We start from the raw sequence: 23,365 nt of genomic DNA, 5'->3' as shown, positions 1-23,365 counted from the left end.
ATATTGCTTTATTCGATCACTACGTAAACCCTGTTGGATTGCTTGATTATGTATGTTTGTCTGCGTTGTATTTCAGGGGCATTTGCTTTTCTACTGGCCTGTTTAGAGGCTTCTTTAGCTTTTGCTGGCGTGTATGTGCTGCCTCAGGGTGATGGCCTGGTCGGGGCTGTCAGTTATATTCGTACCGAATATTCAGATACATTGCCGGATATCGCGCGTCTTTATGATATTGGCTACGACGAAATTACCCGTGCCAATCCGAAAGTGGATATCTGGTTGCCAGGCAAGGGTACCCGGGTTGTTATTCCTCAGTTATTTGTTCTGCCAGCTACACCAAAACGGGGGCTCACTCTTAATCTGGCGGAGCGTAGGATTTACTATTTCCCCCGATCAGAAGACTCTGACACTAAGTGGGTTATGACCTTTCCCGTCGGGATTGGGCGGGAAGGCTGGCAAACACCAATCGGTCCAGCCAGGGTCGTCGATAAAACAGCGCAGCCAGCCTGGACTCCGCCACAATCGATCCGCGATGAATCTCTGCAACAAGGCATTATATTACCTGATCATGTTCCTCCGGGGCCTGATAATCCATTAGGCGAATATGCTATTCGTTTGTCGCTGCCTGGTTATCTATTGCACGGTACGAACAAACCTTACGGCATAGGTATGCGGGTTAGTCATGGCTGTATCCGTTTATATCCGGAAGATATCGAGGTGCTGTTTAATTATGTTGCACTTAATACGCCGGTGTGGATTGTTGATCAGTCAGACAAGATTGGTTGGCGCGGAGATTTTCTCTATCTGGAGAGCCATCCCGTGGCTTATGGTCGGTCTCGCTATCATGAACTGGAGCTGATTGCCGAAATAGAGCGGGTGGTGGGCGAGGAGCCGGTGGAGTTAGACTGGTCTCTGGTCGAGCAGGTACACCGCCGTGCTGATGGTGTACCTACCCTTGTTGGTCGCAGACTGTTACCTTTTCGCAAGTAAGATCATAAGTCAGGTATATGAAGTATATGTAACCCATAAAACTTAAGATCTGAAAATAATTGTACTGTTTTATTTCATCATTGACCGTTCAAAGGCCCGGTCGATTTTTTCACTGTTTTGCATGCAACAGTTATTTGCCTCATTGGCTTTTGCTTCAGCCATTGCTGCCTGTTCAGATGCTCGTTGAGATTCTGCCAGGGCTTGTTCTGCGATGCTGCGGACTGCGCTTAATTCGTCTCTTAACTCTGAAGTGCTGGCGCATCCAGTCGTTACTATTGCCAGCAGAACGATTGCGGCCCACCTTACTTTGTTACTCATTGTTATCACCACTCCACGTGTATGTTCAGGGGAATACTGCTGTTTCAAGTATAGTGGTGTTTTTTGGCTGTGATATTCAGAAACAAAAAAGCCCTGCAATAGCAGGGCTTTTAAATAGCTAACTAAGTATTACTTAGCCATCTTGCTTACTTCTGCCATAGCGTTTTCACCGGCTTCTTTAGCCAGAGTAGTGAATGCTTCACCTTGTGCTTTAAGCAGGCCGAACAGAGCAGTGTTAGCGTCAACGTTGAACTTAACAACGTCTTCAGGTGTTTTCAGCTCTTTCGCCTTTTCAGCTTCAGACTGGAAGAAAGCAGCCAGCTGCTCGCCAGATTGCTTTTGCAGTTCAACAGACTTGCTGATAGCTGCAGCTTGCATTTCCATCAGGGTCTTTACGGAATCAAAAGATTTTTGAAAATCGATATTGTTAGACATGGTATATCTCCAGTAAGTTGTATGCTGCGGTGCACAATGAGGTCTATTTTAGGGAACTCTGCCGCGAAGTCAAACTTTATTTTGTTGCAGTGCACAAAAATAAGATTGTTGCTGCTATACCGGGCATTGTGACCCGTTTGTGTATATTCCTGAGATAACAATAGTAAGTGGCAGGCAGGTAATAAGAAGGAGTTAAAGAATGGAGAATATGGCAGGCGCAAAAAAGCCCGGCAGATCTCTCTGCCAGGCTTTTTTTAAGAGCGTGTTTAAAGAATTAAACAGACATCTTCTGAATTTCAGCGATCGCTTGCTCACCAGACTCTTTAGCCAGAGTAGTGAATGCTTCACCTTGAACTTTCAGCAGTTCAAACAGCGCTTTGTTAGATTCAACGTTAAACTGTACGAACTCTTCAGGAGACTTCAGCTGTTGAGCTTTTTCAGCTTCAACCTTGAAGAAGCTAGCCAGTTGCTCACCGGACTGCTTCTGCAGTTCAACAGTCTTAGTGATAGCAGCAGTTTGCAGACCCATCAGAGCCTGGATAGAAGCGAAAGGCTTTTGAAAATCGATGTTAGCGTTGATCATGTTAATCTCCATAATTTTATGATGCAGTGCACAATGAAGGCTATTTTAACCAAATAAAGCCTCAGGTCAACTCTTTTGTGCGCTGCACAAGAGGGGGTTCGCAGGCAGATTAAATAAAGAAGATTACAAAATCGTGACGGGTAAAAGAATAAATGGTTAAGCAGCAGGGTGCTGCTTAACCGGCAAAGCACGCTGTGTTCAGGACTCTTGCAGTGCTTCTCTGATCTGTTCAATCACCTTGGTTGAGAGGCGGTTTATTTTCAGACTGTTGTTACTGGGGTCGAATTCAATTTCACTGTCGGAGTTGAGATGACCAAGTGAGCGTTTAGCAAAGTCCAGTTGCCAGTTATCCATCTTTGCTTTCACCTTGGTATAGGAATTAATGGTGCTTGTATGGGGCTGGAACTCATGGCTTACCTGATAGGGTTCTGAGTTTGCGAATTTGCTAAAGGTGCCAGCGACCGTTTCGGCTTGTTCCGGAGGGATGTAGTTATCAAAGATCTGTTCCATTTCGGGCAGATAGGCAGATTGCTTGTCGCCGCGCTGGCGTGACAGGTAGCTGACCATATCTTCGACGATCTCTTCCTGCTTTTCATTTAGATTATGGTGGCGGCAAAAATCTTCGGTGGCCCGGATCAGCTCAGACGTGGATTTTTTCGATGGCACCACGTCTGTGCAGCCTAAAGCGTTAGAAAAGTAATGGGTGATGTCGCCTTTACGCTTGGTACCGATAAAGCTCAGATAACTGTCTTTACCTTCTTTAAAAGTACTGATGTTGATTTTTGCCGCCTGGTGTAGCTTTTCCAGATCGACTTCAATCACCTTGGTCGGGTTCAACTCGTCATCAAATGCTACGCCGGCTTTATCACGCACCAGCGCAACCAGCAGGTAATCAAAGACATCTGAAGAGTAGTATACAAAGATGACATAGCCGCCGGTTGCCGATCGGGCTGATGGTGCCTGCAGTGATGCAGCCAGTTGCGCCAGCGCCTGATCACAAAGATGCACGAAGTCGTCTTCGGTCGGTGTGATCCGAACAAACTTTTCAAAGCTGGATATGAAAGGATAGCCTTCCCTGTTGTCTTCGTTGAACGAGCCGTGAGTCAGTGCTGAACGGCGTCCGTATGCGGCAACCAGCGCATTAAAAAGCTGTTGTGCCATCGGGTCATGAATATAGATCGACCCTCCTTTATCGCTGATGGTGGCGATAGTGTCATCGGCTTCTTTAACCAGTTCACGAATAGCGAGAAATTTAAGATCCATTGAGATTCCGTTGTTCAGGCGATGGCTGTAGTCAGATTTAAACCCTTGGCTGAGAAGTTTAACCTAAATTCAGCCTCAGTGAAGCAGTCACAGGTTGGTAATTGGAATGATTTGCTGCGGCGCGGTTTCGGATTCCATCCGGCTCAGAATCTGTATCGCCTGATCCCTGTTACTGCCACAGTGTTCCGGGTCTGCTTTGAAGGTGGTACAGAGTCCGGGATAGTCTTTGTGTTGCCAGATTGTGCAGTTCAGTTGATCATCCAGATTAGAACAGGGTACACCTGCAGCCTTGCCATGCGGCATACCCGGGATCTTTGATGAGATTGCTGGCGCGATACAGCAGGCGGCGCAGCCTGTTCGACATTCCATAATGGCTTTCCGTGGTTACCGCTCTTTGTCATCAGCGGTATTGTTTTCGGCACAGAATGATGGAAGCTCAATTGAAGGTCAACCGTCAACCTTTGGCAAGTTTACAGATTTTCAATTCGGTCCATGTCTTTTTGCGGAGATTCTACAAAGGCCCCGATTCGCGACCAGAGTTTCGTTCCTGCCACGCTGAAGATATCGTTGTGTCCAGCTGTTGGGACGGTAACCATGCTTTTATATGGTGATGGGTATGAGCGATATAGCTCGCGAGAAAGGTGAACTGGAATCAAGGTATCCCTGTCGCCATGAATAAAAAGTGCTGGCACTTTAGCATGGTGAATTTTCTCTGCAGAATTAAATGGGGTCCCTGTGACAAACCAGGACAGCCATCCAGCACCACTAGTTTCCATGACTGCGTTGCCGCTTGGGAAAGGGCTAATCAATATTAATCCTCCGAGATCAAGGTCTTGTGCTACATCTATTGCTACAGCCGTACCCAGGGAGCGTCCAAGGATGAATATATTAGATTGGTTATAACCTAATTGATTAGTCGCAAAGTTAATTGCTGTTGCAGCATCTGTGTAAAGTCCTTTCTCTGTGGGTATACCTTCACTCCTCCCATAACCTCGATAGCTTATCAGCATAACGTTAACTCCGGTTTTTGCCAGCTCCCATGCGGCAAAAATTCGATGCAGCGAATTGCCGAAATTGCCATGAAAAAAAACCACAAGCTTCTGTTTACCAGGGTAGGGGATATAAAAAGCATGCAGCCTGACTTGATCGGGTGTCGTGAATTCAAGTTCCTGAATTCGCTTGTCTGTTATTTCATAATCAGATGTCTGAAACGGTATTGGGTGAAAAGCAATTCGATTGACGATGTGCTCTGAGCATCCAGACAGAACAAGTAGTATTACTACCGCGGGTATCAGAGTGCGCAAGCCTTTCATAGTTAATACACACCTCCCCGACGTTGCTCAGAATGATCTCCGGGAAGAGAGCGAGTTCGCCGATATATGATGTAATTAACCTAACTATAGCTAACTGGATTGCGGAGAAGGCAAGGGATAAAAACTATGAAATGACTTAAATCATGCTTAATGCGTTGATTTTTAGAATAAATTGACAGGTTTTGGGTGATGAAATATATTCGCCTTTCTAAATCATCACAAATGGAATTATTGTAATGAAGTATGTAAAGAAAAGTATTGCTCTGGCTGTTATCACAAGTGCTGCATTAAGTGGTGTCGCACTAGCTGAAGGAACGCCAACCGGTGACGCTCCTGTACAATCTAAGCAGGAACTTAATCCGTATACCGATTGTGGTATAGGATCAGTATTCAAGAACGATACTGCGGCTGTCATTTCCAATGTTATCTGGGATCTGGGCACCACTGCTGTTAGTTCGAAGATATCTTCCCCTACAACTTGTAACAAATATTCTAGCGATGTTGCTCAGTTTATTCTTGATACCTACCCATCTGTCGCCGAAGATACGGCTAAGGCAAAAGGCAGCCACCTGACTGCAATGCTAACTATGGCAGGTTGTGCAGATCGTGACCATGCTGAGCTGACTTCACGAATGCGTCAGGAGTTCGGCACTGTTGTTGCTGCAGACAACTACGCGAATTCGTCTGATCTGGAAAAAGCAGAGCGCCTGTACAAAGTTGTATCTACAAGCACTGCAGGTCAGTGTAAGCTAAGTTAAGCTGTCAAACAGCACTTGCCGAGCCTGGGCTGATGCCCGGGCTTCTTTGTTTGATATATCCAGCAAGGACGCAACATTTGACTATATATCGTCAAATACTCAGGACTATAAGCTTTTTTTTCCTGATTCTTACAGGTAGCACCATATATGGGGCAGTACCTACTCCGGATCAAAACTCTTTAATTGCAAAGCTGGCCCAAGATCCGCAATGGCTCAAACTGCTGCACTTTGATTCATCCGCAGGGTCAAGTGAAATTATCAGTCCTGATTTTTTTATTAGTTCACAGGGGCGTTTTGATCCCGCTTCCGAACTGCTTGCCACTATGGAGCAGCTAAAAAGTGATCAGAATCTGGATTCTGACCAACATGGGCAGTGCCGCTTTCCAGCCCGTTACCAATGGTTAAAACGCAAATTAGATTGGCAGCAAGAAGCCAAAGCACAGTGTCGAGCGTTCAACGAGTGGGCCGGTAAACAGCAAATCGACTCCCTGAGCCTTATCTATGCAACCGGCTATCTGGATAATCCTGCATCGTTTTATGGTCATCTGCTATTGCGCCTAAATTCTCAAGCTGGTGATTTCCAGGGAAACCTGCTTGATACCAGTATTGACTACGGTGCAATTATCCCAGAACAGGAAAGTCCACTGGTCTATATCGCTAAGGGCCTTTCGGGAGGGTACGAGGCAGGTTTTACCCAAGGTACGTTCTACGAGCAAACGCAGACTTATGGAAACATCGAGCTCCGTGATATGTGGGATTATCGCCTACTTTTAGATGCTGATGATACTCGTTTGATTACATCCCATATCTGGGAGCTCTTAGGTAAAAAATTTACGTATTACTATCTAACAAAAAATTGTGCATATCGTATTGTTGAGCTTATTCAACTGGTAACGGATGCCCCGCTTCTGGATATTAACAAATCATGGGTTCCACCTGTCGATCTGTTAAAGCAAATTAAGCAACAATCACATCGAGGCGCGCCACTGATTGGTTCTGCTCGTTACATTCCTTCGCGTCAAAAACGCTTTTATAATAAGTACCGACAACTGACTGAGAATCAGAAACGCGCATTGTTCGGCGTTATTGAAAATGCAATCCATCTCGATATTCCTGATTACTTAGATCTTCAAGTGACAGAACAGATGGCGATTGTGGACATCCTGTTTGATTACGTAGAACTGCGGATCAATAATACTGATCTGCCAGAATATCAGGAAGCGAAGCGGCGGCTTTTGCAAGAGATGCTAAAGCTGTCTTCACATACAGAGTTTGAAGAAGTAACCAGCAACGCTCCTGAACCACCAGACAAAGGGCAGAATTCATCTGCAATTCGTATTGCCGCAACTCATCATCAAACGCAGGATTATCTTGAGCTAGGCTTTCGTGGCAGCTATTTTGATCTGCTGAACCTGGACGCAGGCCGAATGCCAATGTCTCAACTGATGATGATGGATATAAGTCTACAGCTACATAACGATAATCTGCAGCTTGAGCGACTGGACCTGTTAAACCTTCGAACATATGGGTTGCCTAATACGGGGCTGCCTGGCGACAATCGGAACGCATGGAATCTAAGGGTAGGATGGGACAAGCCTGATCAGCAATGCTCTAATTGTACGATTGCCAGTATCGATGCTGGATACGGTTGGTCTCGAATGCTCAACGATCAACTGGCATGGAATTTACTGCTGGGGGGGAGATTTGCTCAAACCACTGGGCCCTATGGTAATTTTGCTGGAACCGTCAGCACGGAATTTTTGTTTTCAGCAAGCCCTGCGTATAGGGCATTACTTCGCTACACGCGCAATGATTATATCAATAGTGGTAACATCAATCGCGAGCAATTCCTTCTGGAGCAGCGTTTTGGCAATGACCCTGAATGGGACATCCGCTTAACTTATCAAAAGGCAGTCGCTGATGAATTTTCTGTCGGCTTCAATATGTACTTCTGATGTATATGTATCATTTCATTTAGAAAATAAGACTGATACAGCATCTAAACAATTCGTTTCTCAGCCAAGTGGCCGTGCTTGCTCGTAATGTATTTTTCTTAATGAATGACTGAACATCGCAAGGTGTAGAAGTACAAGGACTGGGGACGTGAGCATATTGCGTCATGATCTAAAAGCTGAGTGATGACTTTTGAAGAAGCGCAGATTCATCGAATGCTTTTACTTAAGTACCTGTGTTTCAGATGGCAATATTATTACTGCAGCTAATCTCTTAATTATATCAAGTGGCCATTCGTGCTCCTTTTTTATAGTAATTGTTCCTGAACGGTATGCGCTTTATCGTAAGCATACCCGGGATCTTTGATGAGATTGCTGGCGCGATACAGCAGGCGACGCAGCCTGTTCGACATTCCATAAAACTGTTTTAATGTGGCCTTTAAAATAAAGACCACATTATAAGGCGAGCCGGATGGCACTTAAACCAACTATTTACAAAGTCGACCTGCAACTGGCAGATACTAATCGCAACTGTTACGAACAATGTACTCTGACGGTCGCTCAGCACCCATCGGAAACCCTGCAGCGGATGATGGTCAGAATTCTGGTATTTGGCCTGAACTATCATCAGGATCTGAGTTTTACCAAAGGGCTGTCGAGCAGTGATGAGCCTGAACTCTGGCAGATCGGCCCCGACGGTCAGATAGAGCATTGGATTGAGTTGGGTCAGGCGTCGCCGGATCGGATTCGTAAGGCCGTCAGCCGTGCCCCAAAAATCACCTTGTATGCCTATGGTAGTGATGCGGATATCTGGTGGCAAAAGCAGGGCGCTGATCTGGCTGCGCTGCCAAAGGTTTCGGTGTCTCAGTTTGATTCTGCCGAGGTAGATCAGCTGGAACAGTTTGTCTCGCGTAATATGTCGCTGTCGTTGTCGATCACGGACGATGAACTATACCTCAGTGATGCTGAGCATCATCTGAGTCTGAATGTCAAAGAGTTGGCTTGATTTGAGTCTGACAGGGGAAAAGAATCCGGACCCCCAACAATGGGGGGGTTCTGCTGGAAAGAACCTTGCGTCGGTTGAAAGAGGCCCGGATCCTTTTCAGTGTATACTCATTTTCAGGGGCCGCAATTGATTCGCGGTTAGAACGGTCTAACGATTACCCAATCTGGGTAATCGCTGCTTAAGTAATTAACTGTTTAACAATTTAGTCAAACTGCCAGATATCCATCGCAATTGAGCTATATTCAATCGAGCGGTGCAGTAAGCGGCCTTCAGAGCCAGCCCCGGCAGCAAACAGTAACGGTCGAAAATGTTCATCGCTGGGATGAAACAGTTGCGCACAGGGAATATTTTTCCAACCCTCGAGTGCAGTTTTATCGACCAGCTCCAGCATTGGCGTCAACGGATCAATAAACGTCTTGAGGTCGGGATGTTGTTGACCTCCTGAGGTCATCAACGCCAGGTTGTGGGTCAGCAGCCCGCTGCCTATCAACAGGTTCTTGTTCCTTAAAGGTGCCAGCAGCTCGCCAAGTTGCAGCAGTATCCGGTTATCCGATCGCTGAGGAACTGATATTTGTATCACCGGAATATCTGCCTGAGGGTACATCAGTAGCAGGGGAACCCAGCTGCCATGATCTAGCCCCCGTTGCTTATCGGTAAAACTATCAAGGCCGGCATGCTGGAGCCTGGATACAATATTATCAGCTAAGGCTGGCATGCCACTGGCTGGATATTGATAGTTGTATAGTGCAGCCGGAAATCCATAGAAATCATATATAAGGCTGGCGCTGTTCCAGCTGCTGACGCCGATGCGCTCGCCGGTAAGCCAGTGTGCTGTCATGATAATAATCGCTTCGGGTCGCGGAATACCGGATGATAGCTCGCTGATTGCCTGTCTGGCAGGGCTCTGCTGCTGCAGAATCATCGGTGAGCCGTGGGATATAAACAGTGCCGGAAAAGTCATAATACTAGCCTGATTAATCAAACAGATTTTCTGGTCCTGCGGGTACTATACCGTTCGGATTTAGCGCTCTGATTGAATAGTAGCCCTGCTTTATATGGTCGATATTGACGGTTCTGCTGATGCCCTGAATGTCATAGATACGTTTCAGGTATTGATGCAGAGAGGGATAGCTGGCAATGGTGCGTTGGTTGCACTTAAACAGGCCATGATAGGCAGCATCAAACCTGATCAGGGTGACGAATAAGCGGATGTCACTTTCAGTTAACTGCTCGCCCAGCAAAAATGGTTGCGCTGTTAACAATTGGTCAATTTTATCGAGTGCGTTAAACAGGCTGTTGTAAGCTTCTTCATAGGCAAGCTGAGAGGTCGCAAAGCCGCTTTTATAGACGCCGTTATTGACTGCGTTATAGAGCCACTCATTTAAGTTGTCGATCTCATTTTCCAAATGCGCCGGACGAAGGTTGGTGTCATTGCCGGTAAGATGATTAAAGGCGGAGTTAAACATCTGGATAATATCGGCAGACTCGTTGTTTACCGGGACATTCTGTTTGGTATCCCAGAGCAAGGGCACAGTGGCGCGTCCGGTATAGCCGGAATCAGCAGCAGTATAAAGTTGATGCAGGTATTGGCAGCCGGCAAAAGGTGCTGCTCCGGTGTCGGGGTAGCCTCCAAATTGCCAGCCCTGGTCACTCAGTACGGGATTAAGCACGACCACTTCAATAGAGTCTTGCAGGCCTTTAAGTTGCAAGGTCATTAAAGTCCGGCAAGCCCAGGGGCAGATCAGCGCAACATACAGGCGATAGCGCCCCGGCTCTGCCGGAAAGCCACTTTTGCCTGTCGGACCGGCATTGCCATCTGCAGTAATCCAGTTCCTGAATTGTGATGTTTGCCGAATAAAGCGCCCATCATCATCCTTCTCCTGAACCGGTTGCCAATCGCCTTGCCAAATACCGTTGACCAACATTTAAGAACCCTCATCACTGTGACCTGTGTGCAGAATAATCTATGGGATTATTCAGACCCTAAATACTGGTAACTATCTTATAGTAAATATAAGGCGTGATAATTATGGGTTTTGGTATAGGATAGTTAACAAACTGTTAACAGTGGTGTGAAAATGGATACCCTTACCTGTATTAAAGCCTTTATTGCTGTGACTGAAGAAGGGGGCTTTTCGGCTGCAGGAAGAAAGCTTGGCTGGTCGAAGCATCTGGTGAGTAAATACGTCGCTCAACTAGAGGCGGATCTGAGTGTCCGGTTGCTGCATCGAACTACCCGTAAAGTGTCGTTGACGACTGTGGGTCGCGCATACTATGAACGCTCTAAGCCCTTGCTTGAAGAGTTTCAGGTCTTGCAACAATCGGTGCAGGACAGTCATTCACAGCCAAGGGGTGAACTCTCAATCAGTGCCCCGGTTACTTTCGCAGAACTGCATCTGATGCGCCCTCTATCAGGTTTTATGGCGCGCTATCCGGACGTGCAGATCAATATGCAGCTGGCTGATCGATACGTCGATATTGTGGAAGAGGGGGTCGATGTGGCGATCCGCATCGGGGAACTCCCGGATTCCTCATTGATTGCTAAAAAACTGGCGGATATCGAGCTGCTGATCTGTGCCTCGCCAGAGTATTTGGAGCGCCACCCTATGCCGGAAACACCGGAGCAGCTAGCGGATCATAACTGTCTTATCGATTCAAACCTGAGACGCGGTGAGCGGTGGCCGGTTGCTGATTATGAGGGAGGGGTGATTACAGTCAGTGGAAACATACGGGTGAACAGTGCAACGGCAGTGCATCAGATGGTCATTGCTGGCCATGGTCTGGGTTTATTACCAGGCTTTGTTATCGGTACCGATATTGAAAATGGTCGTCTGAATCAGGTTCTTAGCGAATATACACCCCATAAAATAGGGGTGTACGCGGTTTATTCTCACCGTAGACATCTCAGTGCAAAAGTTAGATTGTTTATTGATTTTATTAGCGAATATTATTCAGAAATAGTTGGTTAATTAAACAGGTTTTTGAAAAATACTAATATTATCAATGCTGTATTAGAAATAATCATACAAAAAATACGATTTATAATACCCTTGTTAACCTAATGTCTTTATAACTCCGGTTCAGTAAATAATGGAGGGGGGGAATTATGGACAATAAGCGAACAGCGGTGTTGCTGATCGGCTATCAGAATGATTATTTTTCGGCGCAGGGTATTTTGCATGGTGCGTTGGAAGACAGTAGTCAGGTGGGCGCGGTATTAGATAAAACACTGCAGCTGATCGATAAGTGTCAGCAGGCAGATATTCTCTTGGCATCAACGCCGATTATTTTTACCCCGGATTATAGTGAGCTTAATGATCCTATCGGTATTCTGAAACTTATCAAAGATAATGGCGCTTTTCGTTCGGGACAGCCGGGGGCTGAAACTATTCCGCAGCTGCAAGACTGTCAGGATCTGATAAGCTTGCCAGGCAAACGGGGGCTGAATGCATTTTCTAATACTCGTCTTGCCGAGTTACTGCGTGAACAGCAGATAGAAGATGTGATTATCGCCGGGGCTGTAACTTCACTTTGTATCGATACTGCGGGCAGGGAAGCGGTTGATCTCGGGTTTAACGTTACGGTGTTGAGTGACTGTACCGTTGCACGAACAGCCTTTGAGCAGGAATACTATTGCAATGAAATAATGCCGCTCTATGCTAATGTTAGATCATCACAGGACGTCATAGATGAACTAGGGATATAGGGATAAAATGGCAAATGGAATAAGCCATAATGAGTTATTGGTAGAGGCCCAGAACAGGCTGATAGAAAATATTCAGGCATCTGAAAAACGCTATCAGGAACTGGTAAACCATCTGCGCGATGTTGTGTTTCATATCGATAGCGACTTTAAATGGACTTTTTTAAATCCTGCCTGGCAGTTCGTTACCGGATTTTGTGGTATTGAATCAATAGGCAGTACTCTGTTCCAACACTTGCATGAGCTGGATTCGGCTGCCTGTAGACTCGCTTTTTTTCGCCTGCTTCAGGGCGATATCCAGTACTTCAGTCGTGAGCTGAGCTTTACGGCTGCCAACGGCAAGGTTCTGTTGCTGGAGCTTTACATCCGGGCGGTAAAAGATGAAACCGGGCGTTATTCGGGTCTGACCGGTACCTTGAGTGATATCACTGAGCGACGCCTGGCCGAAGACGAGTTAAGAGTAGCCGCTTATGCTTTCGATACTATCGAAGCGATTGTCGTGACAGATTGTCAGGCTAATATTATTCGTACCAATCAGGCTTTTTCTCAGATAACCGGTTACTCGGGGCAGGAGGTGATCGGTCGGAATATCGGAATTCTTAAATCCGGTGAGCACGATACCGAGTTTTATCGTCAGATGTGGTCTGAGTTGAATCAACATGGACGCTGGCAGGGGGAGGTTATTAATCGTAAGAAAAATGGCGATATTTTTCCCGAATGGCTGGTCGCAACGGCCGTTAGAAGTGAGCAAGGAGAGATAACCAATTTTGTTGCCAGTTTTACCGATATCACCGAGCGTAAAGAAGCTGAGCGGCAAATAAAACATCTGGCGTATCACGACGCGCTGACCGATCTGCCCAACAGACGCTTGCTGATTGAACACCTGGAAAGTGCATTGCCACTGACCAAGCGGCACGGCTTTTTCGCGGCAGTACTGTATGTTGATCTGGATAATTTTAAGCTGATAAATGACACTCACGGCCATAACGCAGGTGATCAGGTTCTCATCGAGATAGCTTACAGGCTAAAGCAGAATCTGCGCGCTGAAGATATAGTCTCGCGCATAGGTGGTGATGAATTCATTATCTACGTTACTGACCTGGGCACTGATAAGCAGCATGCCAGTCACATATTGGATCAGCTTGCTGAAACGGTCAAAAAGTATATATCAGCCCCGATAGTGCTGAACAATACCAGTATTCATATTTCAGCGAGTATTGGTGCGGCAATTTTTCCTGGCGATGACGACCAGGTTGAAGATGTTATGCGTTATTCCGATGTTGCTATGTATCAGGCCAAGAATGCACGGCGCAATCGTATCCGTTTTTATAATCATGAGATGCAGGTTGCGGTAGATGAGCGTCGGGCTTATGAAGCGGAGCTGCAGCGTGCATTCGTCAATGATGAGTTCTGTCTCTATTTTCAACCTCAGATCAATCTTAGTAGCGGAAACATTACAGGGGTTGAGGCGTTGTTGCGCTGGAATCATCCGGATAAGGGGCTGGTTCAGCCTGCAGACTTTATTCCTCAGTTGGAAGAGAGTGGTCAGATTATTGAAATCGGCACCTGGGTGTTACGCCATACCTGTGACTGGATGAAGCGTTGGCAGTGTAGTGGTCACGATAAACTGCGGGTTTCGGTTAATGTCAGTGCTGCTCAGTTTCGACACCGTGGCTTCAACGAGCAGATTGAAACTATTGTCAGTAACGCAGCGATTGATTCCTCTTTATTGGAACTTGAGTTAGCCGAAAACGTTGCGATCAAAAATATTGATGAAACGATCAGAAAAATGCATAAATTAAAGCGTCTTGGGCTAAATATTGCGCTGGATGACTTTGGTTCCGGCTACTCGTCTTTGGCTTATCTTAAACGCTTGCCGATTAACACTTTAAAGATCGATAAGTCGTTTATCCAGGATGTACCGAATGATGCGTACGATGTAGCAATTGTCGAAGCGACGATGGTGATGGTCAAGCACCTTGGGTTGAGGGTTGTTGCCGAAGGCATTGAAAACCGGCAACAGTTACAGTTTATGCAGCGCAATGATTGCGATATTGTGCAGGGGTTTTATTTCAGTGAACCTTTGACCGGTGAGGCTTTTACGCATCTGATAGCGGGTAATATTGTACTCAGAGGGAAGGGGGCAAAGGTACTTGATCGGCTATCAAGTTACTGACCAGGGTATTTGGTTATGGTAATTCAAACTTCAGCAGCGCAAGGAAAATAATGAGCGAGTTCAATCTGTTTATTGCTGCCAGAGCATTGCATGTTTTAGCTGTAGTGTTGTGGATAGGAGGGGTGGCCTTTGTCACGACAGTATTGCTTAGTGCGGTAAAACAGCTGGCGGGAAAGGAACAGCGTCTGGAGCTGTTTGAGACCCTTGAAGGGCGGTTTGCCTTGCAGGCAAAGATTACCACCCTGGTGACTGGCCTGAGTGGCTTCTATATGCTCTATTACCTGGATGCCTGGGAACGCTATCTGCAGCCTCAGTTTTGGTGGCTTCATCTGATGACGCTGGTCTGGCTGTTGTTTACACTGGTTCTGTTTGTATTTGAGCCTTGGTTCCTGCATCGCTGGTTCAGAGAGCAGGCATTACGTGATAGTGATGCAACTTTTCGGAAGATTCATCGGATGCACAGGATTTTATTAAGTTTGAGTCTGATTGCGGTAGCAGGGGGGGTGGCGGGAGCCCACGGCCTTACCTTTTAGCCAGTCTCAGGTGTTAGCGGTTCAGTCTTTTGACGCAGGTCTTTCCATCGCTTCCATCATCTGCAGTTCCTGTTCAGTAAAGCCCGCTTTGATACGCGCTTCATGATTGAAAGGGCCTTTTAACGGGCCTTTCATATATTTCCATAACAGCTCAATGAATGTGCTATCCGGATCGAGCCCTTTTTCGGCGCAGCGGTGGTGAAACCAGCGGGTGCCGGAACTGACATGGCCAATCTCTTCGTTGGCAATCATAGTCAGGATACTGACCATTTTACGATCACCCAACTTGTCGAATCGGGTAATGGTTTTGGGTACTACATCCAGCGCTCGGGCTTCGAACACCCGATGTATGATGCCCATACGGTCCATCATGTCGTGGGCGGTATCGACCGCGGTATTCCAGAGTTCATTATGCGCGGTAAACGAGCCGTAATCGTAGCCCATCTCACGCAGTCGGCCACGCAAGGCGAGGAAATGAGTGGACTCTTCCCGGGCGCACTGCATCCAGTCTGCGTAGTATTCCTTCGGCATGTCGCGATAGCGATAGACGGAGTCCAGCGCCAGGTTAACGGCGGTAAGCTCGATATGGGCCAATGCATGTATTAATGCAGCACGACCTTCCTCTTTGCCCATTTTTCGTTTATTTACATTGGCGGGCAGTACGAATTCCGGCTTGTCCGGTCGACCTGGTTCGTTTAGTAGCTGCGGTGCCGGACCTTCCTGCCATTCGAGCTGACCGGCATCCCACAGACCTGCCAGTTGCATAGTCAGTTCCAGCTTGTGATCAGGATCTTCCAGAAGTAGTGCCTGTCGGGTCTGTTCGTAGATGTTTTGCAAGGAGGGGCTCCGCTAAATATAAAACGCTGGCAATTGTAACGGTTTAACCGGGGGGTGTGGAGGGGCTTTTAAGCACTGATTGATCTGGATTAGGGCCGGAGCGACGCAGGGCCGCCCCGGGTGAGCGATGCAATTGGCTTACTTTTCCGATAAATATAGGCTCTCTGAACCTATCAGGTTGCGGCCTACTCTAACAGATGATCAGTTACAGAAAGGTTAAGATATGTGGAGCACAGTAAAGATACGTCGCCTGCATCAGCAACGGCATAAGGTACGTAGCTCAATGCTGGCGGGGATGGATAGTAAGGCGCTGGCAAAGTTTACTCAACTGGCCAACGATGCGCAGTTACGGAGGGATTTTCTGCAGCAACAGAAGAGTAATGTTTGTAATCCTGGTGTAAACGGTAATAAGGAAGAGCCTGTCAGAGCGCCAGACAGGCAAACGAATACGGCAAAAATCAGTGCCGGCTCACTGTATTGGCTATGCTGGGTTGAGCTCCGGGCGCTGTATTGCTCGTTACGGAAATTGTTAGGTAAGCCTTGTGATTAACGTGGTGCTATCAAAATTACTACGGCGCAGAATATAACCAGCCAGATAAAATACCCGATAAATCGCTTATTTTTTACAGTTTCGCTTTTGGCCACCGGAGTGCCGCATGACGGACAGGATATTCTCCCGGCATCAAATTTGAAGTCACATTGTTTGCAATGCTGTGAATCAGGTTGTTCTGTCATCAATTTTTATCCGGTTGGTCGGTTGGTCGGTTAGATAGGTCAGTTAGAGACGTTCATTGTAAAACGAATCCGGAGTTATGTAACTTGATCCCGGGCAGGTTCTGCCTGGCGTTTTTAAATGCTTGCCAGGCAATCTTTACCCCAGGCGATGGTCACCAATTGTTGTAATGCCGTCTATGTCGGTACAATCGATAGTCATTACGTATTCCATCCTGAGCTCTGTAATAGCCTGAGCGATGGCGCCTTTGATGTCTCTGCTGCCGGTCTCTGTAAAAACGTGGGTGAATAGCATGATCGTCATGCTTATAGCGGTAGTCTCTATGACGGTACTTTTTATAACTTGAGTGGGGATGCCTGTAATCATGGCGGCCGCGTTTATATTGCCGATAACCAGGCGCTCTATAGTGATGGCGGTAATTATGTCTGATTCCACCGTAACTGCGGATAGGAGCACCCAGGTAGATCTGATAATCATCGCCTTCTATCACTAAGCCACCGAACAACCTGTAAGATTGATCGGCCTGAGCGGTGGTCGCAATAAACAGCAGGGTCAATGCTGCAAGTAACTGATATAGATATTTCATTTCGGTGACCTCACGCAGTGTAAAGTCAGCCCTTGCCAATAATATCTCTGTTACTTAAAGCCTAAGCTGTAATTCATAAATGACCGAATTTCTGGCTGGATCATTTTTCAACTGAGAATCCGCCGTTTTAAGGCCTTGTTAAGTTTGTCGCCTTGATGCGATTATTTTCAGATATAGGGTAGGTACCGGGCCAGACGGCTAGCCTTGAGCCCGCCGAAAATAAGACTACGGGCTTTATACCAGTATGTGCCAAAGAACACGATGAATATGCCAAAACCAATAAACACAAACAGAGGCAGGTTTTCGGCTTCGAGGGGGCTATTCTCTACTACCTGAAAGATCGCATAAATGGCATATGCCAGGCTGGATACCAGCATGGCGCGACGGTCAACCAGCAGCGCGGTGAGCATGAATATCAGGAAAAATATTAATAAGCCAATCTCTTTAAACAGGCCTGAAGATAATAGCTGGCTATCACTGAACAGGATACTGGTCATCATCCCGTGAACGATCAGTGGTGATGCCAGCAAGTGTAGCCAGAAGGCGCAATCGCTATAGCGTTGACTGCGGTTTCGGTCGCGGGCATCGAATGCCATCGCAACAGCAAATACAGCCCCCCCCAGCAGACTGAACAGGTATTGGTGAGCAACCATATCAACACCAAACTGGCTGATAATTGCGGCAACAATACCTGCAGCGGTCGGCATCAGGCTGAACGGCATGCGATATCTCAGGTAGTAAAGCAGAGAGCAGAGGCTGAGGGTCAGAAACTGCAGCGAGGAATTACCAAATTCTTCGATACCCAGCGCGCGGCTGACAAAGAACAGGGTCGATATGAGTAGCGCAATACCAGGCAAGGCCAAGCGGCGGGCTCGTACCAACCATTCTGATGTTAATAAAAACAGGCCAGTGGGAATCAGCCAGAGCAGGCCTGACAGATCCATTGCCGAAATTGAGACCGCGACAAAAGCGATACCCAGCGTAATGAAAATGTCGCCAAAATTACGGATAAACTTAAGTTGTTCTTCAGCGTGGGCCGGATCGGTAACTTCTGTCTCAGTTTCATCATAGCACTGAATAAATTCAAGCAGGGGGGTAACCTGTTGTTGAGAAATAACACCCTGTTCTGCTGCTTTATTGAGAATATCCCTGTTCACTGCGCGTCACCTGTTGGAGTCTTAATCAAGGTGGACAAGAATATACTGATTCGGTTCAGGTTATAAGCTGACTTTAGCGCTAATTAAATTAAAAAAATATGCTAAACAAGACACGATCTGAGCGTGATTTTTTTGATGGTTTGCCAAACTATTCTTAGGGGATTCTCTTAGGGGGGGCAGAGAGGAATCCCGGGCAGAGGATAGTTCAGCTTGCGAGAGATTATTTTTTACGAATGCCAATTTTTCTACCGATATTTTCAGGCATTGCCAGTTGGGCTTGCCGATCTGCGACCTGTTGAATATTGGCCGCAATTTCAGCAGGAAACGCACAACCGCGGCGGGCTTTGAGGTCTACGCACATCGCCATCTGCTCCAGTGTAGAAGACAGATATTCAGTACCATCACTGTTTTTGGCATACAGCTCAAAATAGAGATGCAGGCGTTTTTCATCGTGATCTAATAGCTGCAACCGGACTTCTACCGGCTGGTCCAGTACGACTTCTGCGTTATAAGTGATGTGATTTTCCAGCACCATCCATGAGATATCAGTTGCTTTGGTAACTTCCACGCTCAGACCTAGCTGACTGACCAGTTCGGTACCGGCCAGATCAAAGATCAAAACATAGTAGGCGACATTCATATGGTTATTGTAATCAAGCCATTCGGGCTTGATTTGGGTACTGTATATAACGGGGGCTCGGTTGCTCATCTTTATTGTTATTCCCGGTTTGATTGAGATCAGGGAATCTTACCGTTACCAATACCCGCTGCCAATGCTTCAGTTATGATTGCGGTTTACTGTTTTAGTCGTCGGAAAATGAAGTGGACAAAATGAGTGATATAAAACTGACCGCCTATAGTCATGGTGCCGGATGTGGCTGCAAGATTTCACCGGCGGTACTGAAAACGATTCTGCAAACAGATCAGCCCGGATTTGATGATCCCCGTTTACTGGTTGGTAATCAGAGTAGCGATGATGCCGCAGTCTACGATCTGGGCAACGGTCAGGCGTTGATCAGTACCACCGATTTCTTTATGCCTATCGTTGATGACCCTTATGATTTTGGTCGGGTCGCCGCGGCCAATGCGATTAGTGATATCTACGCTATGGGTGGTATACCGGTGATGGCTATCGCTATTTTGGGCTGGCCGATCAATACATTGGCGCCAGAAATTGCGCAGAGAGTATTGGAAGGCGGCAGGGCCGTATGCCGTGAGGCTGGTATCGCCCTCGCCGGAGGTCACTCCATTGATGCCCCGGAACCAATTTTCGGCCTGGCGGTGACGGGTACTATAGCGACCGCACAAGTTAAACGTAACAGCAGCGCCCGGGCGGGCTGTAAGTTATATCTGACTAAGCCTATAGGGGTTGGCATATTGACCACTGCTCGCAAGCAGGATCATCTGAGTGCAGAGCATGAACAGTTGGTGGTTGAAAATATGACCACCCTGAATAAGATCGGCGGGCAGTTATCAGAACTGGATGGCGTCAGAGCGATTACCGATGTTACCGGCTTCGGCTTGTTGGGGCACCTGCTGGAGATCTGTGAGGGTAGCGGCGTTGCGGCGCGGCTTGATGAGGCTTCAATTCCGTTATTGGATGGCGTTGAGCAGTATCTTAAGCTGGGATGTATTCCCGGAGGCAGCCAGCGTAACTTTGATAGCTATGGCGATAAATTAGGACCTCTTAGTGAGCGTCAACAGCAGTTACTCTGTGATCCTCAAACCAGCGGCGGGCTTCTGGTTGCCGTTGACCCGGAACATTGCGAAGCAGTTGAAAAGATCGGTCGTGACTTTGCTCTGAATTTGCAACCGATTGGTGAGTTATCGGAGTATTTCGAGGGGCACCGGATAGAGGTGATTTCTGAGTCGTAATCAGTTATTGGAAAATCAAAAGGAGGCTCAAGCCTCCTTTTCTGCAGTGTTTGCTGCCGCGGCTTGTTTAGCTGCTTTCTGTTCTGCATTCCAGGCGTTTAGCTCTTCATAATAAGTATCCCATACGCAGGGGGAGCACTCGCTTTCGCAGCATTCATAGTCTGCGGGGGTTGTCGGCTTTTCTCTGGTCATAATTTGCTCAGCTGTCGCTATTTCTACTCTTTTCAGTATTATTTCGGTATCATTCGATTTCGAAACAAAAGTCCGACTATTTTACTCAATTTTTATCTGCTGCGAAACAGCACATCTGTCTAAGGCTGGCGCGGATAGCAAGTGAGCAAGTAGTGCGCAGGATATGTTTGCACATGACAACCAGTGTGAATATGATCCTGCGAAAATAACCAGTCTCTCGCAAGATACCTGAACAGATCATCGATGAAAAAATTAGCTCCAGAACTTTTCTCCTACCCCCGTTACTGGGCTGAGTGCTTCGGTACCGCTCCGTTTTTACCGACCAGCCGTGAGGAGATGGAAACGCTGGGTTGGGACAGTTGCGATATCATCATCGTGACCGGCGATGCCTATGTCGATCATCCCAGTTTTGGTATGGCGGTGATGGGCCGTTTACTCGAAGCTCAGGGCTTCCGGGTCGGAATAATTTCCCAACCGGATTGGCGCAGTGCCGATCAGTTTACATCGCTGGGTAAGCCTAATCTCTATTTTGGTGTCACTGCGGGCAATATGGATTCGATGATCAATCGCTATACTGCCGATCTGCGTATGCGCCATGATGACGCTTACACTGCGGGGGGTAAAGGCGGTAGCCGGCCGGACCGCGCAGTCATCGTTTACAGTCAGCGCTGTAAGGAAGCCTATACTGATGTGCCAGTTGTGCTGGGCGGTATTGAAGCGAGTCTGAGGCGGATAGCGCAGTATGATTACTGGAGCGATAAGGTACGGCGTTCGGTACTGCTGGATGCGACCGCTGATGTCCTGTTATACGGTAATGCTGAACGGGCTATTGTCGCGCTTTCCCACGGCTTAGCTGCAGGTAAAACTGTGGCAGATATGTGGAACCTTCGTGGTACTGTGCATATTCGCCAGCAAGCGCCAGCCGGGTTTGTTGAGCTTGATTCCACCCGTATCGACTGGCCGGGTAATATAGATAAACTGCATAACCCGTATGACTTTGGCAATGATCAGAGTGGTGCTGATAAGCTACTCGACCCATCGACTAAACGGTGCGGTTCTGATAGTTCTGTGTCGGCAACGGATGATCCTGAGATTGCTCCGATACGTATTATTCCGATGCCGCTTAAGCGCAAACAAAAGCTTAAGCAAGAAACTACTTATATTCGCCTGCCATCATTTGAGAAAGTCGCAAAGGATCCGTCGCTCTATGCTCACGCATCCCGGGTGCTGCATCAGGAATCTAATCCGCATAATGCCCGTACGTTGATGCAAAAGCATGGCAATCGTGAGATCTGGGTAAATCCACCGCCGATCCCGTTAGAGACGCCGGAGATGGACGCGGTATTTGACCTGCCGTATCAACGTATACCCCATCCGAAGTACGGTAAGGATAAGATCCCGGCCTACGATATGATCAGGTTCTCGATCAATATTATGCGTGGCTGTTTTGGCGGCTGTACTTTCTGTTCGATTACTGAGCATGAGGGGCGGATTATTCAGAGTCGTTCCCATGAATCGATTCTCAATGAGATCGAAGACATAAAAGTTAAAGTGCCAGGTTTCACCGGCTCGATCTCAGATCTCGGTGGCCCGACCTCGAATATGTATTTCCTCAATTGTAACGATGATGAGATACAGTCCAACTGTCGTAAGCTCAGTTGTGTCTACCCGACGATCTGCAGCAACCTGAATACTGATCATAGTCCGACGACTCAGCTGTACCGTAAAGCTCGGAAAATAAAGGGTATCCATAATATTGCGATCGCTTCCGGCCTGCGCTATGACCTGGCGGTACGGGATCCTGAATATGTCAGGGAACTGGTTACCTATCATGTTGGGGGCTATCTCAAGATCGCACCAGAGCACAGTGAAGAAAATACCCTTAGCAAGATGATGAAACCGGGTATGGGGACTTACTACGACTTTAAGAAAATGTTTGATCGCTTCTCCAGGGAGGCAGGTAAAAAACAGTACCTGATTCCGTATTTCATCGCCGCCCATCCAGGGTGTGAAGACGAAGATATGCTTAGTCTGGCATTGTGGCTGAAACAGAACGATCTTAAGGTCGATCAGGTGCAAAACTTTTACCCATCGCCTATGTCACTGGCAACGGCGATGTATTATTCAGAAAAAAATCCCCTTAAACAGATTACCTATAAGAGCGAAAGACTCTATATCCCTAAGGATAAAGAGCAGCGTAAGGCGCATAAAACACTGCTTCGATATCACGATCAGGAAAACTGGCCGACCTTGCGCTTGAAGCTGAAAGAGATGGGCCGAACTGAGTTGATTGGCAGTGGTGCAAGCCAACTGGTCCCGGAAGACTCAGATGACGTTTCTTCACGGCGGGCTGCTGGTGGTCAGACGGCTAAGCAAGGTAGGGGGCGCAAGAGTCCCGCTAAAGCTTACGCTAAAAAATCTGCGCAGCATTCAGGGGCTAAGAGTTCAGGAGCTAAGAGTTCAGGAACTAAGAGTTCAGGAGCTAAGAGTTCAGGGGCTAAGAGTTCAGGGGCTAAGAGTTCAGGGGCTAAGAGTTCAGGAGCTAATAAGGCAGTGGCTAAAAAAACAGCTGCTAAGAGTTCGGGGGCTAAGAAATCAGGCAACGACACTGTTAAGGCGCGAATTAAGAGCCGTACTGCGGCCGGTAAGTCCAGGCCGCAACGCAGTCGCTAATATTGCTTGTTAACCGGGTTGCTGTTAGCTCACCGGTTCTGCTTAACAGAGTTCGTAAGACTCGCTGAGCTGGCGCTTCAGGCTGCGAGCCTCTATATAGTCATCGATCATCTCGCGCTTTCTTTTTTGGCGCGGGGGGGGATCTGCCGTTCGGGTTCCACGCCGGTGAAAAAGAACTCATCCAGGTTTTCGATCGGCAGATCGTCCAGGCGAATTTTACTGCTCATTGTTCTATACCTTGAAGTTGTCAGTTTGATAGAGCAATAAAACCGTTTTCATATGTAT

At 47.3% G+C, this 23,365-nt stretch carries 24 protein-coding genes; 11 read left to right on the top strand and 13 right to left on the bottom strand.

What is annotated here, in order from left to right; all coding sequences use genetic code 11:
- The first annotated feature begins 48 nt into the window (after nt 1-48).
- Nucleotides 49-987 carry a L,D-transpeptidase family protein gene (locus ACQUQM_RS08585; protein ID WP_432474058.1) on the top strand — a complete coding sequence of 313 codons (939 nt, stop codon included), beginning with the start codon at nt 49-51 and terminating at the stop codon, nt 985-987.
- A gap of 69 nt (nt 988-1,056) precedes the next feature.
- On the opposite strand, the gene ACQUQM_RS08580 is transcribed toward ACQUQM_RS08585, so the two are convergent.
- From ACQUQM_RS08580 to ACQUQM_RS08555, 6 genes are all read right to left on the bottom strand, one after another.
- Nucleotides 1,057-1,305 carry an alanine-zipper protein gene (locus ACQUQM_RS08580; protein ID WP_432474057.1) on the bottom strand — a complete coding sequence of 83 codons (249 nt, stop codon included), beginning with the start codon at nt 1,303-1,305 and terminating at the stop codon, nt 1,057-1,059.
- Nucleotides 1,306-1,434: 129 nt separating this feature from the next.
- A complete protein-coding gene (locus ACQUQM_RS08575; protein ID WP_432474056.1) occupies nt 1,435-1,740 on the bottom strand; it encodes a hypothetical protein in 306 nt (101 codons plus the stop codon).
- Between the two features lie 274 nt (nt 1,741-2,014).
- Complete coding sequence (locus ACQUQM_RS08570; protein WP_432474055.1) at nt 2,015-2,323, bottom strand: hypothetical protein; 309 nt, start codon at nt 2,321-2,323, stop codon at nt 2,015-2,017.
- Between the two features lie 198 nt (nt 2,324-2,521).
- Nucleotides 2,522-3,586, bottom strand: a complete 1,065-nt coding sequence (locus tag ACQUQM_RS08565) for a nucleoid-associated protein (RefSeq protein WP_432474054.1) — start codon at nt 3,584-3,586, stop codon at nt 2,522-2,524.
- Between the two features lie 87 nt (nt 3,587-3,673).
- Nucleotides 3,674-3,955, bottom strand: a complete 282-nt coding sequence (locus ACQUQM_RS08560) for a YkgJ family cysteine cluster protein (RefSeq protein WP_432474053.1) — start codon at nt 3,953-3,955, stop codon at nt 3,674-3,676.
- A gap of 101 nt (nt 3,956-4,056) precedes the next feature.
- Complete coding sequence (locus ACQUQM_RS08555) at nt 4,057-4,899, bottom strand: alpha/beta hydrolase (protein ID WP_432474052.1); 843 nt, start codon at nt 4,897-4,899, stop codon at nt 4,057-4,059.
- Between the two features lie 236 nt (nt 4,900-5,135).
- Between ACQUQM_RS08555 and ACQUQM_RS08550 the strand changes: the two genes are divergently transcribed.
- The 3 genes from ACQUQM_RS08550 (at nt 5,136) to ACQUQM_RS08540 (ending at nt 8,615) form a co-directional block, all read left to right on the top strand.
- Nucleotides 5,136-5,657 (top strand): DUF3015 family protein, encoded by a 522-nt coding sequence (locus ACQUQM_RS08550; RefSeq protein WP_432474051.1) that lies wholly within the window; start codon nt 5,136-5,138, stop codon nt 5,655-5,657.
- A gap of 77 nt (nt 5,658-5,734) precedes the next feature.
- Nucleotides 5,735-7,612: an Lnb N-terminal periplasmic domain-containing protein gene (locus ACQUQM_RS08545; protein ID WP_432474050.1), complete on the top strand. Its 1,878-nt coding sequence runs from the start codon at nt 5,735-5,737 to the stop codon at nt 7,610-7,612.
- A gap of 469 nt (nt 7,613-8,081) precedes the next feature.
- Nucleotides 8,082-8,615, top strand: coding sequence for a YaeQ family protein (locus ACQUQM_RS08540; protein ID WP_432474049.1), 534 nt, complete (start codon nt 8,082-8,084; stop codon nt 8,613-8,615).
- Nucleotides 8,616-8,817: 202 nt separating this feature from the next.
- Here the strand turns inward: ACQUQM_RS08540 and ACQUQM_RS08535 are convergent, their stop codons facing one another.
- Both ACQUQM_RS08535 and ACQUQM_RS08530 read right to left on the bottom strand, forming a co-directional pair.
- On the bottom strand, nt 8,818-9,576 hold the full coding sequence (locus tag ACQUQM_RS08535; protein ID WP_432474048.1) for a DODA-type extradiol aromatic ring-opening family dioxygenase: 759 nt from the start codon (nt 9,574-9,576) through the stop codon (nt 8,818-8,820).
- Nucleotides 9,577-9,589: 13 nt separating this feature from the next.
- Nucleotides 9,590-10,540, bottom strand: coding sequence for a glutathione S-transferase family protein (locus ACQUQM_RS08530; protein ID WP_432474047.1), 951 nt, complete (start codon nt 10,538-10,540; stop codon nt 9,590-9,592).
- A 153-nt stretch (nt 10,541-10,693) separates the two neighbouring features.
- Between ACQUQM_RS08530 and ACQUQM_RS08525 the strand changes: the two genes are divergently transcribed.
- The 4 genes from ACQUQM_RS08525 to ACQUQM_RS08510 all read left to right on the top strand — a co-directional run bounded on the left by ACQUQM_RS08525 (nt 10,694) and on the right by ACQUQM_RS08510 (nt 15,027).
- Nucleotides 10,694-11,584: a LysR family transcriptional regulator gene (locus tag ACQUQM_RS08525; protein WP_432474046.1), complete on the top strand. Its 891-nt coding sequence runs from the start codon at nt 10,694-10,696 to the stop codon at nt 11,582-11,584.
- A 137-nt stretch (nt 11,585-11,721) separates the two neighbouring features.
- Complete coding sequence (locus ACQUQM_RS08520) at nt 11,722-12,321, top strand: cysteine hydrolase family protein (RefSeq protein WP_432474045.1); 600 nt, start codon at nt 11,722-11,724, stop codon at nt 12,319-12,321.
- 7 nt (nt 12,322-12,328) lie between these two features.
- Nucleotides 12,329-14,494, top strand: a complete 2,166-nt coding sequence (locus tag ACQUQM_RS08515) for a sensor domain-containing protein (protein WP_432474044.1) — start codon at nt 12,329-12,331, stop codon at nt 14,492-14,494.
- Nucleotides 14,495-14,544: 50 nt separating this feature from the next.
- Nucleotides 14,545-15,027 carry a hypothetical protein gene (locus tag ACQUQM_RS08510; protein ID WP_432474043.1) on the top strand — a complete coding sequence of 161 codons (483 nt, stop codon included), beginning with the start codon at nt 14,545-14,547 and terminating at the stop codon, nt 15,025-15,027.
- Between the two features lie 21 nt (nt 15,028-15,048).
- Here ACQUQM_RS08510 and ACQUQM_RS08505 read toward each other — a convergent pair whose 3' ends face one another.
- Nucleotides 15,049-15,864 (bottom strand): ferritin-like domain-containing protein, encoded by an 816-nt coding sequence (locus ACQUQM_RS08505; protein WP_432474042.1) that lies wholly within the window; start codon nt 15,862-15,864, stop codon nt 15,049-15,051.
- A 223-nt stretch (nt 15,865-16,087) separates the two neighbouring features.
- Between ACQUQM_RS08505 and ACQUQM_RS08500 the strand changes: the two genes are divergently transcribed.
- Nucleotides 16,088-16,414, top strand: a complete 327-nt coding sequence (locus tag ACQUQM_RS08500) for a hypothetical protein (protein ID WP_432474041.1) — start codon at nt 16,088-16,090, stop codon at nt 16,412-16,414.
- Nucleotides 16,415-16,735: 321 nt separating this feature from the next.
- Here ACQUQM_RS08500 and ACQUQM_RS08495 read toward each other — a convergent pair whose 3' ends face one another.
- From ACQUQM_RS08495 to ACQUQM_RS08485, 3 genes are all read right to left on the bottom strand, one after another.
- Nucleotides 16,736-17,074 (bottom strand): hypothetical protein, encoded by a 339-nt coding sequence (locus ACQUQM_RS08495; protein WP_432474040.1) that lies wholly within the window; start codon nt 17,072-17,074, stop codon nt 16,736-16,738.
- A 276-nt stretch (nt 17,075-17,350) separates the two neighbouring features.
- The gene (locus ACQUQM_RS08490) at nt 17,351-18,340 is read right to left on the bottom strand and encodes a hypothetical protein (protein ID WP_432474039.1); all 990 of its coding nucleotides are present in this window, start codon (nt 18,338-18,340) and stop codon (nt 17,351-17,353) included.
- A gap of 220 nt (nt 18,341-18,560) precedes the next feature.
- Nucleotides 18,561-19,049 (bottom strand): thioesterase family protein, encoded by a 489-nt coding sequence (locus ACQUQM_RS08485; protein WP_432474038.1) that lies wholly within the window; start codon nt 19,047-19,049, stop codon nt 18,561-18,563.
- A 122-nt stretch (nt 19,050-19,171) separates the two neighbouring features.
- Here ACQUQM_RS08485 and selD point away from each other — a divergent pair, with 122 nt between their 5' ends.
- Nucleotides 19,172-20,215, top strand: coding sequence for a selenide, water dikinase SelD (gene selD / locus ACQUQM_RS08480; RefSeq protein WP_432474037.1), 1,044 nt, complete (start codon nt 19,172-19,174; stop codon nt 20,213-20,215).
- A 27-nt stretch (nt 20,216-20,242) separates the two neighbouring features.
- On the opposite strand, the gene ACQUQM_RS08475 is transcribed toward selD, so the two are convergent.
- Nucleotides 20,243-20,407, bottom strand: coding sequence for an oxidoreductase-like domain-containing protein (locus tag ACQUQM_RS08475; RefSeq protein WP_432474036.1), 165 nt, complete (start codon nt 20,405-20,407; stop codon nt 20,243-20,245).
- A gap of 243 nt (nt 20,408-20,650) precedes the next feature.
- Between ACQUQM_RS08475 and ACQUQM_RS08470 the strand changes: the two genes are divergently transcribed.
- Complete coding sequence (locus ACQUQM_RS08470) at nt 20,651-23,080, top strand: YgiQ family radical SAM protein (protein ID WP_432474035.1); 2,430 nt, start codon at nt 20,651-20,653, stop codon at nt 23,078-23,080.
- The last annotated feature ends 285 nt before the right edge of the window (nt 23,081-23,365 follow it).

The sequence above is a fragment of the Amphritea sp. HPY genome (assembly GCF_050870985.1).
Classification (GTDB): domain Bacteria; phylum Pseudomonadota; class Gammaproteobacteria; order Pseudomonadales; family Balneatricaceae; genus Amphritea.
Note: the sequence above shows the minus strand (reverse complement) of the source record. Positions and strands in the feature narration are given on the sequence as shown.